At 36.4% G+C, this 16,359-nt stretch carries 13 protein-coding genes; 12 read left to right on the plus strand and 1 reads right to left on the minus strand.

Going from position 1 to position 16,359, the window contains the following annotated elements; all coding sequences use genetic code 11:
* Positions 1–30 precede the first annotated feature (30 nt).
* Positions 31–927 carry a pectinesterase family protein gene (locus tag H1D32_RS19405; RefSeq protein ID WP_261179871.1) on the plus strand — a complete coding sequence of 299 codons (897 nt, stop codon included), beginning with the start codon at positions 31–33 and terminating at the stop codon, positions 925–927.
* Positions 928–1,187: 260 nt separating this feature from the next.
* On the opposite strand, the gene H1D32_RS19410 is transcribed toward H1D32_RS19405, so the two are convergent.
* On the minus strand, positions 1,188–3,503 hold the full coding sequence (locus H1D32_RS19410) for an AraC family transcriptional regulator (protein ID WP_261179872.1): 2,316 nt from the start codon (positions 3,501–3,503) through the stop codon (positions 1,188–1,190).
* 435 nt (positions 3,504–3,938) lie between these two features.
* On the opposite strand from H1D32_RS19410, the gene H1D32_RS19415 reads away from it, so the two are divergent.
* From H1D32_RS19415 to H1D32_RS19465, 11 genes are all read left to right on the plus strand, one after another.
* A complete protein-coding gene (locus tag H1D32_RS19415; protein ID WP_396126264.1) occupies positions 3,939–4,976 on the plus strand; it encodes a glycoside hydrolase family 88/105 protein in 1,038 nt (345 codons plus the stop codon).
* A gap of 101 nt (positions 4,977–5,077) precedes the next feature.
* Complete coding sequence (locus H1D32_RS19420; protein WP_261179874.1) at positions 5,078–5,623, plus strand: hypothetical protein; 546 nt, start codon at positions 5,078–5,080, stop codon at positions 5,621–5,623.
* A 116-nt stretch (positions 5,624–5,739) separates the two neighbouring features.
* Positions 5,740–7,038, plus strand: a complete 1,299-nt coding sequence (locus H1D32_RS19425) for a Gfo/Idh/MocA family protein (RefSeq protein WP_261179875.1) — start codon at positions 5,740–5,742, stop codon at positions 7,036–7,038.
* 22 nt (positions 7,039–7,060) lie between these two features.
* Positions 7,061–7,738 carry a rhamnogalacturonan acetylesterase gene (locus H1D32_RS19430; protein WP_261179876.1) on the plus strand — a complete coding sequence of 226 codons (678 nt, stop codon included), beginning with the start codon at positions 7,061–7,063 and terminating at the stop codon, positions 7,736–7,738.
* Positions 7,739–7,765: 27 nt separating this feature from the next.
* Positions 7,766–9,187 carry a glycoside hydrolase family 28 protein gene (locus tag H1D32_RS19435; protein WP_261179877.1) on the plus strand — a complete coding sequence of 474 codons (1,422 nt, stop codon included), beginning with the start codon at positions 7,766–7,768 and terminating at the stop codon, positions 9,185–9,187.
* A 128-nt stretch (positions 9,188–9,315) separates the two neighbouring features.
* Positions 9,316–10,143 (plus strand): 5-dehydro-4-deoxy-D-glucuronate isomerase, encoded by an 828-nt coding sequence (gene kduI / locus H1D32_RS19440; RefSeq protein ID WP_261179878.1) that lies wholly within the window; start codon positions 9,316–9,318, stop codon positions 10,141–10,143.
* A 32-nt stretch (positions 10,144–10,175) separates the two neighbouring features.
* Positions 10,176–10,934 carry a 2-dehydro-3-deoxy-D-gluconate 5-dehydrogenase KduD gene (gene kduD / locus H1D32_RS19445; RefSeq protein WP_261179879.1) on the plus strand — a complete coding sequence of 253 codons (759 nt, stop codon included), beginning with the start codon at positions 10,176–10,178 and terminating at the stop codon, positions 10,932–10,934.
* Between the two features lie 92 nt (positions 10,935–11,026).
* Entirely contained in the window at positions 11,027–11,980 is a 954-nt protein-coding gene (locus tag H1D32_RS19450) for a sugar kinase (RefSeq protein ID WP_261179880.1), read from the plus strand.
* A gap of 493 nt (positions 11,981–12,473) precedes the next feature.
* Positions 12,474–13,970 (plus strand): UxaA family hydrolase, encoded by a 1,497-nt coding sequence (locus tag H1D32_RS19455; protein ID WP_261179881.1) that lies wholly within the window; start codon positions 12,474–12,476, stop codon positions 13,968–13,970.
* A 35-nt stretch (positions 13,971–14,005) separates the two neighbouring features.
* Complete coding sequence (locus tag H1D32_RS19460) at positions 14,006–15,532, plus strand: tagaturonate reductase (RefSeq protein WP_261179882.1); 1,527 nt, start codon at positions 14,006–14,008, stop codon at positions 15,530–15,532.
* 174 nt (positions 15,533–15,706) lie between these two features.
* Complete coding sequence (locus H1D32_RS19465; protein WP_261179883.1) at positions 15,707–16,348, plus strand: bifunctional 4-hydroxy-2-oxoglutarate aldolase/2-dehydro-3-deoxy-phosphogluconate aldolase; 642 nt, start codon at positions 15,707–15,709, stop codon at positions 16,346–16,348.
* Positions 16,349–16,359: the final 11 nt, after the last annotated feature.

Here is a 16,359-nt window from a genome sequence, read left to right on the forward strand (position 1 = left end):
AATACAGAGGTAATGAGAGGAGAAACAGAAATGTTACAACTAACTGTAGCCTTAGACGGATCAGGGGATTTTCAAAAAGTGCAAGATGCGATAAATCAGGTTCGAGTCCACCCTTTAGAGCCTGTGTTAATTTATATAAAAAATGGAAGATATCACGAGCGATTGATAATTCCGGATAATAAACCAAACATTACTCTTCGAGGTGAGAGTAAGGATCATACAATTATTTCGGATGGCACCTATGCGGAAATGGTGGATGCAAACATCCAAAAGCTCGGTACATTTAAAACGGCAGTTGTTCACATTCAAGCAGATGAAATAAACGTAGAAAATCTAACAATTGAAAACACTGCTGGCTATGGCCCAGAGATAGGTCAAGCATTAGCGTTATACGTTTCAGGAGATCGTTGTACATATAAGAATATAAGATTACTAGCAAATCAAGATACCCTTTATACAGCGAAAGGTCGACACTACTTTACTCATTGTTACATCGAAGGTCATGTAGATTTCATCTTTGGTTCAGCTACCGCTATATTTGATCAATGTGAAATTCATAGTTTACGGAAAGGATATATCACAGCGGCATCAACCCCAAAAGAAGTCAATTTTGGATTTGTGTTCTTAGAGTGTAAATTGACCGGTTCAGCAGACGAAGATTCTGTTTATCTCGGTCGACCGTGGCGACCAGATGCATCTACGATTTTTATTCGGACATGGATGGGACCACATATTAAGAAGGTGGGCTGGGATAACTGGCGGGATGAGGCAAATGAAAAAACAGCAAGGTATGCTGAATATCAAAGCTTTGGACCTGGAGCAAGCGAACATACTCGTGTCCATTGGTCAGCAATTCTTACCGAAGAAATATCTCTTGAACATGTATTCAAAGGAGAAAATAACTGGTTGCCTAGAGAAACGATCTAATATAAGAAAGTTATACCTTTGGTGTAACGGTTCAGTTCAAAAGTGCAAAACGAGAAGTCGGAAAATAATTCACACTGATAATAGAAGACCCCACTTCAAATTATCGATATTAAGTGGCGGGTAGTTACGATAGAAATTATTAATATAATATTGACCGCAGCCAAGCAATGCTTGGCTATGGTCAATATACAGAAACACATGTAATCTACAATGAGGATGACTCTCATTTGAGTCATCCTCATTGTATTTTTACCAAGCAATTAATCAAACTTTTTTGTAGAATGTAGTTCGCGGTATTTACCAGGTGTTAAGCCTTCTTTTTTCTTAAAGGATCTAATAAAGTTTTGCGAGTTATTATAATGAAACTTTTCTGCAATATCTTTAATTGATAAATCAGATTCAACAAGCCACTTTTTAGCCATGTTTAAGCGATACATAGAGATATATTCACTAAATGAGATGTTTGTTTCTTTCCTAAAAATACTACTTAGGTAGTTTGGATTGTAGTGAAGTCTTTCTGCTATTGCTTCTAGTGATATATCTGAGTCATATTCTTGTTGAATAATATGAATGATTTGATCAGAGATATTTTTATATTGGGAATTAATACGTTCTTCCAACGATGTGACTAGTGGTATAACAATTGTTTCTTTAAACCAAATTTCAATTTCATTGACAGTTTTCAATTCAAATAGTTGGTCGAATAAGGATTTCTTATCATCAAGATTTTCTAACTCGACACCTAGAGTTTGCATAAGCAAAATCAAATCATTTAGTAAACGCAGAAGAGAGATTTGATATTGATTTGTATTTAAATCTTTCGAGAAGATATTCTCAATTAAAAGATTTAAGGTTTCCTCAACTTTTTCACGTTCACCTAATTTTATTACATCAAATAATTCATTTTTAATATTTTCAGGGAAGTAGGTTTTTAATGAGTTTCCATGATCAACATCTTTATAATGAATAATTGCTTCACTTCCAAATTTCAATCGATATTTAAGAACTTCTACCCCTTGTTGATATGCTTCTCTTGATTGTGATAGTTTAGTAAACGGTTGACTCACACCAATACTTACTGGTAACTCGAGTTCCTCTTTCACTTTATTTTGAAGGTTTTGAGCCATTTCATGTACAAAAGCCTCGAACTCTTTTGTTGTTTCATGATCACTGACAATAATCGTAATTTGTACGTCTCTGCGAAGAACAGGTGTTAGTCGACGCTCTTTAGGAATGATATCCCCGGCTATTGTATTAATCGTAAATAATAGCAAGTCTGATTGTTCAGGAATGTATTTGGTTCTCTCTAAAGAATCAATTTGAAGTGTTAGGACACATAAGTGGTTCCATGTCTCAGGATATTTATAAGATAAATATTTCATTTTTAACTCTTCGTCACTTAAATGGCCATCAAGCAGTCTTGTAATAAATAAATGCTTTAGTTGCTCGACTTGACGTTGAAGTTTGCTTTCTAGTTCATTGTTTTGATCTAACATATGATGAATTCGATCGTTGATAAATTCAAACTCATCATTACTTTGCTTCGCAGTAGTAGAATTCCCTTTAAAGGTAGTAACAATGGAATTGTAAAGATCATTAATTGGACGGTAAATATGTCTAGAACCAATCCAAGATAGTAAAAGCGATAAGAATAAAACAATTAAACAGATAGTTAAAGTAAATAACCCAATTGGCGTTGTTTCTTTTTTTAGCGTATTATTTGAAATTACTGAGAGATACAACCAGCCGTTATAATCTGATTTGCGATAGGTTACGGTATAATTCGATTGATCAATAACTGTAGCATATTGTCCCACAGGTTTAATTTGTTTTTCCTTTATTTCAGAAATAAACCGTTCATTAGAAAAGCTTTCACCAATTAATGAGAGGTTATTATGAGCAATAATGCGATAATCATTGTCTAGTATCATTAAGGTTTCTGTTTCAGAGTCTCCGGATAACACTTTAGCTAGATTACAGGTAGGGATACTAACAATTGCAAGCCCGTTTTTTGTACTAAAATTTAAAGGCAGCTTTTTAACTAAGCTAACGTTATAGGTACAACTATCGCGATAAGGACTCTCTTGCATGACAAGGTTGTTATTATCTAAGATCCACATCGAACTAAGTGGTAAATCGAAGTACTGAGCAAATTCTTGGTTAATTTCAGTTGGATTTGTTCGATAGAGGCCACGATTATTAATGACCCAATTACCTTCAAGACTTAAAATTAAGACATCCTCTACACCAGTGTCAAAAGTTTGAAGATGATTAAGCTCTTGTTTAATTTGACGATAAAGTTGGAATTGGATAGCATCCATTGGTTCCTTAATGGTTTCTTTAAAAAATGAAGAGTTAATAAAGTAAGTTAAAGAGTGATCAACAGTTTTTAGAACTTGTTCAACATTGGTGTTAATCTGATAAATACTTTGTGTTTTTTCTTCCATCACTTTTTCATATAAAGCGTTTGATGCCTTTATATAAGAAAAAGACCCTACTAAAATAATAGGTAATGCACTAATAATTGATATAAGAATTATGAGTCTCAGATAAAATTTAGTGGTTCCCTTTTTCATGAGTACCCTCCTTGTCCATGCCATAACAAACGTTTAGAACACAATTATACATGAAAGTATTGTTTGGCAACACCCTAAATTCGACAATTTTTGTAACCGTTTTCTACTATCCAAATTAAAAAAACTCCGTAAATCATAACAATCATTTGCTTACATTACGTTCATTTCATTAGTTTTTAGGGGAATTATTAGTGATCTGGTAGCGTTTTCACTTAACTGAATTGAGGATTGTAGACGTACCTTCTAACAGTAAGATAAATTTAACATGTACTTAGGGAACAGTAATTTTAATAATGATTTACGTTGGAAGTTAATGGAGAAAAGAAACTAAAAATAAAGCACTGGTTATTGGAGGAGATTTTTTTGACTAATCAACAGAATACTACTACGCAACTTTCACCATTAGAGTGGGCTGAGAAAGCATGTGTATCTTTAATGGAAAGGTATACACCTATGCAGTTACCGCCAGAAAATCGTTGGCATTATCACCAAGGTGTTTACTTATATGGAATGTATAGAGTATGGCAACAAACACAAAAGGAAGAATATTTCGCTTATTTCAAAAAATATGTTGATGATCTAGTCGATGAAGAAGGAAACTTCTATTTCCGTCGTGATGAGTTAGATGCTATTCAACCTGGACTATTACTATTTCCAATTTATGAAGCAACGAAAGGGGAAAAGTATAAAGTTGCAGCTACAAAACTTCGTGACCTATTAAAAACGTTAAATAAAACAACAGAAGGTGGATATTGGCACAAGGATAAATATCCATACCAAATGTGGTTAGATGGGTTATATATGGCTGGTCCTTTCTCGGTTATTTACGGAAAAGTATTTAACGAGCCTGAATTGATAGAATCTGTTTTATACCAAGAGAAATTAATGAGAAATCATACAAAAGACGAAACTACTGGTCTGCTATACCATGCTTGGGATGAAAAAAAGGAACAACCATGGGCGAATCCAGAAACAGGCCGTGCACCAGAGGTTTGGAGCAGATCACTTGGATGGTACGGTATGGCAATTGTAGATATTTTAGAGGAGTTACCAGAAGCACATCCTGCAAGAGAAGAGTTAATCGGCGAATTGAAGCAGTATGTTGACACGCTTGTAAAGTACCAAGACGAAGAAAGCGGATTATGGTATCAAATTGTGGACAAAGGACACTTAGAAGATAACTGGTTAGAATCTTCTGGATCAAGTTTGTTCGTTTACACAATCGCTAAAGCAGTTAATGGAAACTATCTTGACTCTTCTTATTTAGAAGTAGCTAATAAAAGTTATCAAGGATTACTAGATAAAATGATCTCATTTGATGAAGAAAATAGACTTCAGCTAGAAGGAATTTGTATCGGTACTTCTTGTGGAGTATATGATTACTATGTTGCTAGAGAAACATGTGTTAATGATTTACACGGTTTAGGTGCGTTCATGTTAGCGTGTGTTGAAATGAGTAAGTTAAACAAGTAGAGAAAAAGTCACCATAGGGCTTGTAAATTTTAAAAGGTCTAGCCCTATGGTGGTCAACTATTGCTACACGTTAACACTCAATACGAAATGAGGGATAGGGAATGAAAATACAACTCGTGAGAATATCAATGTTCTTAATTTTGTTGTTGATGTTAGTTGGCTGTGGTGGAAACAAACAGGAAGATCACTTTCAAATTTATATCTTTTCTGAATTAAATGACGCTTTTGATGGTCGAGTTAGTAAGGTTTTAGAAAATGTGATTGAGGAAGTTATCCCGAAAGAAGAGTTTGGACTTTACTTATTTCCGAAAGTGGTTGAAAAAATTGTAATTGAAATCGTTACTAAAGGCGGAGATATCTTTATTCTGGAAGAGGATATTGTTATGGCTGCTCTAGATCCGATAGGAGTACACCCTCTCGATTTGCTAATTGAAAGTAACGATAAGATCCAAAGGGTTGAAGAATACATGTTTCATAATGACGAAACCGGAGCAATGTCGGTGTATGCAGTTCCGATCCCAAGTAACTCATTACTTTTTAAAGATATAGCTAATCCATTACCAAATCAATATGTGGCATTAATTCCTCATTATAGTGATGATAAAGAGCTTGCAGTCAAATTACTTGCGCATCTCTTAGCAAACTGAGTGAATTTCATATACCTTACTCGAGCTATATCCAACTGCATATAGACCTTGATAGCAAAAATAAGGAATTATGAAATTCATCAAACTAAATATCAGATGAATAGAGGGTTATGAATATGAAACGATTTGTGATTTGTGGTCTAAGCAATCGAGCAATCAAGATGTTCATCGGACCAATGTTGGAGAAATTTTCAAGTCAAAATGAAATAGTGGGACTTTTGGACATCGATCCACAAAGATTTCTTGCTGTTAAAGAAGAGTTTCCACAGTTGCAGTCTGTTCCTACCTATGCGCCGGATCAAGTTGAAATGATGGTGCAAGAAACAAGACCAAACTCAATGATTGTTGCTGGTAGAGATGATACCCATATTGCCTATATCTTACAAGGATTAGAGCATGATTTAGAGGTCATTACCGAAAAACCTATGGTGACAAATGCAAGGGATGCTCAAAGGGTAATTGATGCAGAAACAAACAGTAAAGGGAAAGTAGTCGTAACGTTTAATTACCGCTACGGAGCTCAACATCGAAAGATTAAGGAAATGATATTAGAAGGCAAGATTGGTAGAGTTACTTCTGTTGATTTAAATTGGTATATTGACACATACCATGGTGCTAGTTATTTTAAACGCTGGAATCGAGTAAGGGAACTTTCAGGTGGTCTATCAGTACACAAATCAACACATCATTTTGATCTAGTTAATTGGTGGATTGATCAATTACCAGAAGAAGTATTTGCTTATGGTGCCCTCAATTATTATGGACAGGGAGCTGAATTAAATCCTTCTAAACAAGACAGTCGTTTTTGTGGAACATGCACTGAAAAGATCGACTGCCAATACTATATGCGTTGGACAAACCGTAGCGAAGAAACAGCAGTAAGCGATGATCATATTAAGGCACCTTTAGATTTAGGGGCAAAATATACAGATTATCGTCCAGATGCTTGTATCTTTGATAAAGAAATTGAGATAGAGGATACGTATGTCGCAACTGTCAAGTACGACAAAGGTGCTTTACTAAGCTATTCGATCAACTTTTCTGTTCCTTATGAAGGCTATCGCCTAGCGATTAATGGGACGAAGGGCCGTATTGAAACGACAGAATTTCACGAACCGAGTCGTATTCCATTCCCGTTTCCAGAGCAACAAACGGTTGATTACTTTCCGCTCTTTGGCTCAAAAGAAGTAATCCATGTTGTTCAGAACAAAGGTGGCCATGGTGGGGGCGATCCATTACTTCTTGAGGATTTATTCCTTGGAGTTGATCCACGACGGAATTATGAGATTTTAGCAGGTGCTAAAGCAGGAGCGTATTCGATTGCTGTTGGTGAGGCTTTGTGGAAATCATCACAAGAAAATCGACAAATTAAAATTAGCGAGTTATTAGAGAGTGAAAAAACATCGGTTCTTTAGTGACGATGATTCGGAGGGGCATATGGAACAAATAAAACTGTTCTTGGCTGGAGATTCAACAATGTCTAATTACCAGAACGATGTAGCTCCTCGGGCTGGTTGGGGGCAAGTATTATCTAGTTATTTTAGGAATGAAATTACCATTATTAATGCAGCTTCATCAGGGCGAAGTTCTAAAAGTTTTATTGATGAAAAAAGGTTAGAAAAAATAGCTCAAGAAATTGGTAAAGGTGATTATCTGCTCATTCAATTTGGTCATAATGACCAAAAGCCTGACGTAGAAAGGCATACTAAACCCTTTAGTACGTATAAAACATATTTGCGTCAATATATCGATGTAGCAAATGAAAACCAAGCGACCCCGGTTTTAATTACTCCAGTTCAGCGAAGAACTTTTGACGAAAACGGTGAACTTGTAGACTCACACGGTGAGTATCCAACTGCAATGAAAGAACTAGCAGAAGAGTGCAATGTTCCTGTTATTGATTTGGGTGCAAAGAGTAAGAGTTTACTTGAAGAACTAGGTGCTGAAAAGGCAAAACAATTATTTCTTTGGTATAAGCCTGGTGAAGAAGCAAATTATCCTGAAGGTGTTCAAGATGATACACATTTTTCGGAATACGGAGCAACTCTAATAGCAGGACTAGTAATTGCTGAACTAAAAGCTTTAAATCTTTCATTACGTAATTATCTAAGGTGATGGAAGTAATACTGGAGGTTTTAGAAAATGACATCAACAAGTAAGCAGTCATCTAAAGTTACGGTGCTGCTACCAGACATACCAAAGCGTGAGTTTTTGCTTACTGATTTTGGTGCAGTTGGAGATGGCCAATTTGTATGTACGAGTGCATTTCAGGAGGCAATTGAAGCGTGTTCAAAGGCTGGTGGTGGAAAAGTAATCGTACCACCTGGCATTTGGTTAACCGGCCCTATTGCCTTAAAGAGTAAGCTTAATCTTCATTTGGAAAAAGGAGCATTACTGCTGTTTAGTCGAAATTTTGATGATTATCCTCTTATTCTTTCAAGCTTTGAGGGTGAAGAGATCGTTCGTTGCAAATCGCCACTTGATGGTGAAAACTTAGACCACGTTGCAATCACTGGTGAAGGAGTCATTGATGGATCTGGTGACGCTTGGCGACCTGTAAAGAAATTCAAAATGACAGAGATCCAGTGGAATAAATTAATTGAAAGAGGCGGAATCGTAGATCACAGTGGAAAAGAAGTCATTTGGTGGCCTACAGAAGCAGCAATGCGAGGTCGACAGCGTTATGCAGAGTTACGTGCACAGAAAACGGATAAAGTTGAGGATTTCCTTGCAATCCGTGACTTTCTAAGACCAAATCTTTTAAGTTTAAGAAAATGCAAACATATTTTATTGGATGGTCCAACATTTCAAAACTCACCTGCATGGAATCTCCATCCTTGGATTTGTGAGCATGTGACGGTTAGAAATGTAACTGTTAGAAATCCTTGGTTTGGGCAAAATGGTGATGGCTTAGATTTAGAGTCTTGTCGCTATGCACTAGTTGAAAACAGTATTTTTGATGTTGGCGATGATGCGATTTGTATTAAGTCAGGTAAAGATGAAGCAGGTCGTAAGTTAGGTATACCTTGTGAGGATATTGAAATTCGTGGGTGCCAAGTTTATAGTGGCCATGGTGGCTTTGTAATTGGCAGCGAAATGTCAGGTGGAGCCCGAAATATCAGCGTTTCTGACTGTAGCTTTTTTGGAACTGATGTTGGTTTACGATTTAAAAGCACACGCGGTCGCGGAGGTTTAATTGAAAACATTACGATAGATAATATTCGAATGAATAATATCGCTAAAGAGGCTATCGTTTTCCATATGTTCTATGAAATTTCAGATGAGGATATTGCGGCAACACAAGTACCAGTTTCAGATGAGACACCAATTTTTAGGAATATAAGCATAAACAATGTAGCTTGTACAGGCTCAGGTACTGCTCTTTTATTAAAAGGACTTCCGGAAATGCCGCTTGAAAAATTAGTGTTTGAAAATATTACGGCAAAATCAACCAAAGGTATCATTGGTTCGCACTGTAAAAATGTACACTTTTCGAACATAATGCTTGAAACAGAAGAAGGACCTTTATTTACATTTGAAAATTTTGAGGAAATGACCTATTAAGGCTCTTTTCGTATTGATTAGAAAAGATTTCCCTAGACCTTGATATATCTTGTTATTGCTAGCTGTTTAAAAAACGACAAACTATCATTTTAAAAAAACAACTTACTTTATCTTAGGAGGCAATTATCTTGGAAATTAGACATTGTACACATCCAAAACATGCAAAACATTATACAACAGAGGAACTTCGTGAAGAGTTTTTAATTGAGAAATTATTTGTTACTGGCGAAATAAAGATGGTTTATAGCCATGAAGATCGTGTAGTTATCGGTGGAGTTGTTCCGACTACTGAATTAAAACTTGAAGCTCATCCAACTTGGAATACAGAATATTTCTTAGAGCGTCGTGAGATTGGAATTATTAATATCGGTCCTCAAGGAATCGTTAAAATTGATGGTGAGGAGTTTACAGTAAATACAAAAGACTGCTTATACATCGGGCTTTGTAAGCAAGATGTAACATTCCATAGTGTAGACACAAACAATCCAGCTCGTTTTTACTTTGTTTCTGCATTAGCACACAAAGAGTATCCAACAAGAAAGCTTGCGATTGATGAAGCAACGCCTGTTAATTTAGGAGACGATAGCCAATCAAACAAGCGAACGATTTATAAGTATTTACACGGAGAAGGTATTCAAACGTGTCAGTTAATGATGGGGATGACTATATTAGCTCCAAACAATATGTGGAATACTATGCCAGCGCATGTTCATGACCGTCGTAATGAAGTGTATTTATATTTTGATTTGAATGAGGAAAATCGCGTGATGCATTTTATGGGTGAACCTAGTGAAACACGTCACCTTGTTGTTGCCAATGAGCAAGCAGTGATTTCACCTAGCTGGTCAATTCATTCTGGTGTTGGAACAGGTAACTATACATTTATTTGGGCAATGGCAGGAGAAAATTACACGTTCACTGATATGGACTTTGTTGATATGAAGGATTTAAAATAATAAAATTTTGAATGATGAGTAGGAGGAAGATCATGTCAGGCATGTTTTCATTAGAGGGCAAAACAGCATTGGTTACTGGTGCTAGAACGGGTATTGGTCAAGCGATTGCAGTAGGTTTAGCTGAGGCTGGAGCTAACATTGTTTTATTAGGACATCAGAATAATATGCAAGAAACAGAACAAATGATTGAAAGTATTGGAAAAGACTATAAAACAGTTATTATAGACTTATCTAACACATCAGAATTACCTTCAAAATGCGATGAAGTTATTTCGGAAATTGGCCATGTTGATATATTAGTAAACAATGCAGGGATTATTCGCCGCGAGCCAGCGATTGATCATTCATTGGAGAACTGGCAAGCCGTTATTGATACAAATCTAAACGCGGCATTTATTGTTACGCAAAAGTTTGCGAAGTCAATGTTAGAGAATGGCGCTGGTAAAATCATCAATATTGCTTCACTTTTATCTTTCCAAGGTGGAATTACCGTTCCAGGCTATGCTGCAAGTAAACATGGTATTACTGGCCTTACAAAAGCATTAGCAAATGAGTGGGCTAGTAAAGGGATTCAAGTAAACGCAATCGCACCTGGTTATATTGAAACAAATAATACAGAAGCACTTAGAAATGATGAGGAACGTAATAAATCGATCCTAGGTAGAATTCCAGCAGGTAGCTGGGGGACTCCTAGTGACCTAGTAGGTGCGGCAGTATTTTTAGCATCTCCTGCCTCAAATTATGTCAATGGACATGTATTAGTTGTAGATGGCGGATGGATGGCAAGATAGTTTCAACACAGGGCAAAGCATAAATAATAGGATCCTCTTAGAGGATCCTTCATCTTAAAGGGTTTTTCATACCTGTAACAGGAGGAACAAAAATGGATGTAGTTACAATTGGTGAAACAATGGTTTTGTTTACGCCAGAAGGGTCACCTTTAATGAGATATGCCCATACTTATTCACGAAAATTCGGTGGTGCTGAAACAAACGTAGCGATTGGTATAACAAGATTAGGCCATAAAGCAGGATGGATTAGTAAAGTGGGAAATGATGAGTTCGGCAAGGCAATGGTTTCTTTTGTTCGTGGAGAAGGTGTTGAGGTTAGTCAAGTAAAAACTGATCTGCAAGCACCTACAGGGCTTTACTTTAAAGAGGTAAGAAGCGGGGACAATGTTCGTGTTGAGTACTATCGCAAAGGATCTGCTGCAAGCAAACTAGAACCAAGTGATTTAAACGAAGAGTATATTGCTCAGGCGAAATATCTTCATATCACCGGTATTACACCAGCACTTAGTGACAGTTGCTATGAAACAGTTATGAAAGCGATTGCTATCGCAAAAGATAATGGAGTAAAGATCATCTTTGATCCAAACTTAAGAAGGAAGCTTTGGAGTGAAGATAAAGCACGCAAGGTTTTATTAGAAATTACTGCTCTAGCAGATATCATATTACCTGGTGTAGAAGAAGGTAACTTTATGTTTGGTGAAAGCGATCCAACTAAGTTAGGGCAACTATTTTTAGAACATGGTGCGGAGTTAGTCATTTTAAAAGTTGGAGCTAAAGGAGCTTATTACTTTACGGAAAGCTCTTCTCAATTAGTAGCAGGTTTTCCAGTTAAAACTGTAATCGATCCTGTAGGAGCTGGTGATGGCTTTGCCGCAGGTGTCATCTCAGGACTTTTAGATGGCCTATCAACAGAGCGAGCTGTTGAAAGAGGGAATGCCGTTGGTGCGATGGCTACTCAAGTTCATGGCGATTTTGAAGGGTTACCGGATCGCGAGGAAATCGATCGCTTTATTAACAGTAGCGATTCTGAAGATATCAATAGATAAGGTTGTTTTTAAACCTAAATTTATTGAAAAATTCTTTAGATGGAGGCCCACCCAATAAATTTAGTAAGAAAAGAGCAATACTTACTAAATAAGTAGTGAAAATCTATTATGTATGTGTAAAAATCCAGGTTTTGGAATTTCCGCGAAAGCAATAAACTTGCGAAAACAGTCTTCAATTATACCGTATAGGGGTTTGCATCAAGTTTGGCAGCCCCTTATCTAACTTATACTTGGCTAAGTAAGGCAAGTCGTGTATTAATGCAATACTTAAAGTCTGTAAATAGCAACAAAGTTTACGAAAGAAATATAGATAAAAAAGTAGGACTTATCTTAGGGCATCAAATAGAACTAAAAAAAAAGATCGGAATGTTGACTTTTAGGAATTGACAACGTTGTTAAAACTCAGTAAAATGAAAATAACAACGTTGTTATTAATATACGAGTGCAGTGTAGACTGGTACTACTAGGTTTTAATATTTTGAGGAGGGTCAACATGAAAGCAGATAATATATTAGTTTATAAAAATGATAATGTCGTAGTTGCGTTAAAAGATTTATCAGAGGGCGAGGTAATCGTTGTTAGTGGTCAAGAGATCACTTTAAAAACGGATGCGCCATTTGGACATAAAATTGCAATTCAACCAATTGAAAAAGGTGAAAATATCATTAAGTATGGTTATCCAATTGGTCATGCAAAAGAAACGATTGCTGTTGGCGAATGGGTTCATACTCACAACACAAAAACGAATTTATCAGGAACATTAGAGTATTCATATGCTCCTGTTGAACCAGTACAATTGCCTGTACCAGCCGTAGAAAAAACCTTTAATGGTTATGTACGAGACAATGGCGAAGTAGGAATTCGTAATGAAGTTTGGATCATTAATACAGTAGGTTGTATAAATAAAACATGTGAAATCATTGCAAAAATGGCGAATGACCAATTCAAGGATCAAGGAATTGATGGAGTCTTCCATTATCCACATCTCTTCGGATGTTCTCAGTTAGGCGATGACCTTCTAAATACTCAAAAAATCTTAAGTAACTTAGTTAACCACCCGAATGCTGCAGCTGTCCTTGTTCTTGGACTAGGTTGTGAGAATAACTATGTATCAGAATTTAAAAAAGTTATTGGTGAATATGACGAAGATCGTGTTAAATTCATGATTGTTCAAGAAGTTGGCGATGAAATCTCTGAGTCATTAGAGATAATGGAAGAATTAGTAGAGTACGCATCAAAATTTAAGAAACAACCAGTTCCAGTTTCTAAGTTAAAAGTTGGATTAAAATGTGGTGGTTCAGACGCTTTCTCTGGAATTACAGCTAACCCTCTAGTTGGAGCATTCTCTGATATCCTCATTTCTCACGGTGGAACATCAGTACTAACAGAAGTACCAGAAATGTTTGGTGCAGAAACGATCCTAATGGAACGTGCAAAAGATGAAAATACATTTACGAAAACTGTGAATCTAGTAAATGATTTTAAAGAGTACTTTATCAAGCATGATCAAGTAGTATATGAGAATCCGTCACCTGGAAATAAAGCTGGGGGAATTACTACATTAGAAGAAAAATCACTTGGTTGTGTACAAAAAGGTGGTTATTCAACAGTAGTTGACGTTTTGGCATATGGTGATCGCTTAAAAGAACCAGGACTAAATTTATTAGAAGGACCAGGAAATGACTTGGTGGCAGTAACTGCTCTTGCGGCAGCGGGTGCTCATATTGTTTTATTTACAACTGGCCGCGGTACACCATTTGGCGGTCCAGTTCCAACAGTTAAGCTTTCGACAAATACACCACTTTATGATAAAAAGAGAAATTGGATCGACTTTAACGCTGGTGAGCTTCTAAACGGCAAGCCAATGGATGAGCTTGCGAATGAATTATTCGAGTACGTTGTTGATTTAGCATCTGGTGACGTTTTGACACACAATGAAAAACACGGCTTTAAGGAAATCTCAATATTTAAAGATGGCGTTATTCTATAACAGTAAGCTTTATGATAATAAAGGAGCGATTACACATGGAAAAGTTAAATAAAAACATAAATAGAGAAGAACTTCCAGAACATGTTAGCTTTGTAACTCAAGAAAACTTACCTGAAAAGGTCATTCAATTTGGTGAAGGAAACTTCTTACGAGCTTTTGTAAATTGGATGATCCATGAAATGAACAAGCAAGGCTTGTTTAACGGTAAAGTAGCAGTAGTTCAACCAATTGAGCAAGGCTTAATCCCGATGATAAATGATCAAGATGGTTTATATACAGTTGTCTTAAGAGGTATTGAAAATGGGCAAGTAGTTGAAAAAAATGAAGTTGTTTCATGTATCTCTAGAGGAATTAATCCATATACAGATTGGTCAGAGCTATTAACATTAGCGGCATCAAAAGATATTAAATTCGTTATTTCAAACACAACTGAAGCTGGAATTGCTTATTTAGAAGAAGAATATGTACAAGGAAAAACTCCTACATCATTTCCAGCAAAATTAACAGCTTTACTTTATCATCGTTACATGGAGTTTAATGGAAGTCCAGAAGCTGGTCTTGTGATGATCCCTTGCGAATTAATTGAAGAAAACGGTAAAAAACTTAAAGAGATCGTTTTAAAGTTAGCGGCAGAGTGGAAGTTTCCAGCTGAATTTACAGAATGGGTAGAAAATCATAATCATTTCTGTAGCACATTAGTAGACCGTATTGTTACTGGTTATCCAAGAGATGCAGTCGAAGAGTTCCGTCAGTTACTAGGTTATGAAGATAATCTAATTACAGTTGGGGAACCATTCCACCTTTGGGCGATTGACGCACCAAAAGAAGTTGCAGAACTAATTCCATTTGATAAAGCAGGTTTAAATGTGAAATGGGGCGATATTACGCCGTTTAGAAACGTTAAGGTTCGCTTGTTAAATGGTCCACACACAATGATGTCTTCCGTTTGTTATTTAGCAGGAGCAGATACAGTACAACAAGTAATGGAAGATGATACATTAAGCAAGTTTATTAAAGAAGCAATGTTAAATGAAATTTATCCAACAGTTGCGATTGAAGATGCGGAAAAGAGACATTTTGTTGAGTCAGTAACAGAACGCTTTTTAAATCCTTATAATAAACATTACTTAAAGGATATTGCCTTAAGCTCTGTTTATAAATTCAAGTCTCGTTTAATCCCTTCATTATTAGATTATGTAGCTCAAAAGAATGCATTGCCACAAACAATCACGTTTGCTTTAGCAGGTTTATTAGCATTTAACCGTCCAGTAAGAGCTGAAGGAAATGACTTAGTTGGTAAACGTGGCGATACTGAGTATGCAATCCGTGATAACCAAGAGGCTATAAAAGCGTTAAATGAAGCTTGGTCTAAGTATGACGGTACAACTGAAGCTGTTACTGCTCTAGTAACAGAGGTATTAGGAAATACTGAGGTATGGGGTCAAGACTTAAATGAAGTTCAAGACTTAAAGCCAACAGTGGCTAAGTACCTACAAGACATTTTAGATCAAGGCATGAAGGCAACTGTAGAAAATCTAGTAAATGAAGTAACAGCTGTTTAATAAAAATGAACTGGTAGGTGGGGAAGTTTTTCTCCACCTATAAGACTGATATTCATGATTTCGATCGATATTACGCTACATCTTGTTGAGATCAATTTGGTGTAATACCTGTGTGGTAAAACTAAGATATATCCAATTTAAATAATTATATTAGAGCCCTTTATGGAGGTAAACATGAATTTACTTAATCAAATCCAAGATAGTGGTATTGTTGCCGTTATCCGCGGTGCAAATAAGGACAACATAATTCCTATTGCCAAAGCTTTAAGTGCTGGTGGAGTGAAGGCATTAGAATTAACGGTTGAAACACCTAAAATTTTATCTTTAGTAGAAATGGTGGCCGATGAACTTAAAGAAGATGCGATTGTCGGAGTTGGAACAGTACTTGATCCTGAGACGGCAAGAGCAGCCATCATGTCTGGTGCAAAATTTGTATTTTCACCGGTGGTTAATATTGAAACGATTAAAATGACAAAAAGATACGGTGTTCTAAGTGTGCCGGGTGCACTCACTCCAACTGAAATTCTGACGGCATATGAAAATGGTGCTGATTTAATAAAAGTTTTTCCAGCTAACATTGTTGGACCAGGGTACTTCAAGGATATTCATGGCCCAATGCCGCATATCCCATTAATGCCAACCGGTGGTATTAATGTCTCAAATGTTGGATCTTATATTAAAGCCGGAGCAGTAGCGGCAGGCGTTGGAAGTACACTTGTAAATACAAAGGCAGTAATTGACGAAACTTACTTAACAAACTTAACAGAACTTGCACGTCAATTTGTTAGAGAAGTACAGGTAGCTAGAGAGCAATAAAAATTAAGGAG

This window comes from Anaerobacillus sp. CMMVII, assembly GCF_025377685.1.
GTDB lineage: Bacteria > Bacillota > Bacilli > Bacillales > Anaerobacillaceae > Anaerobacillus.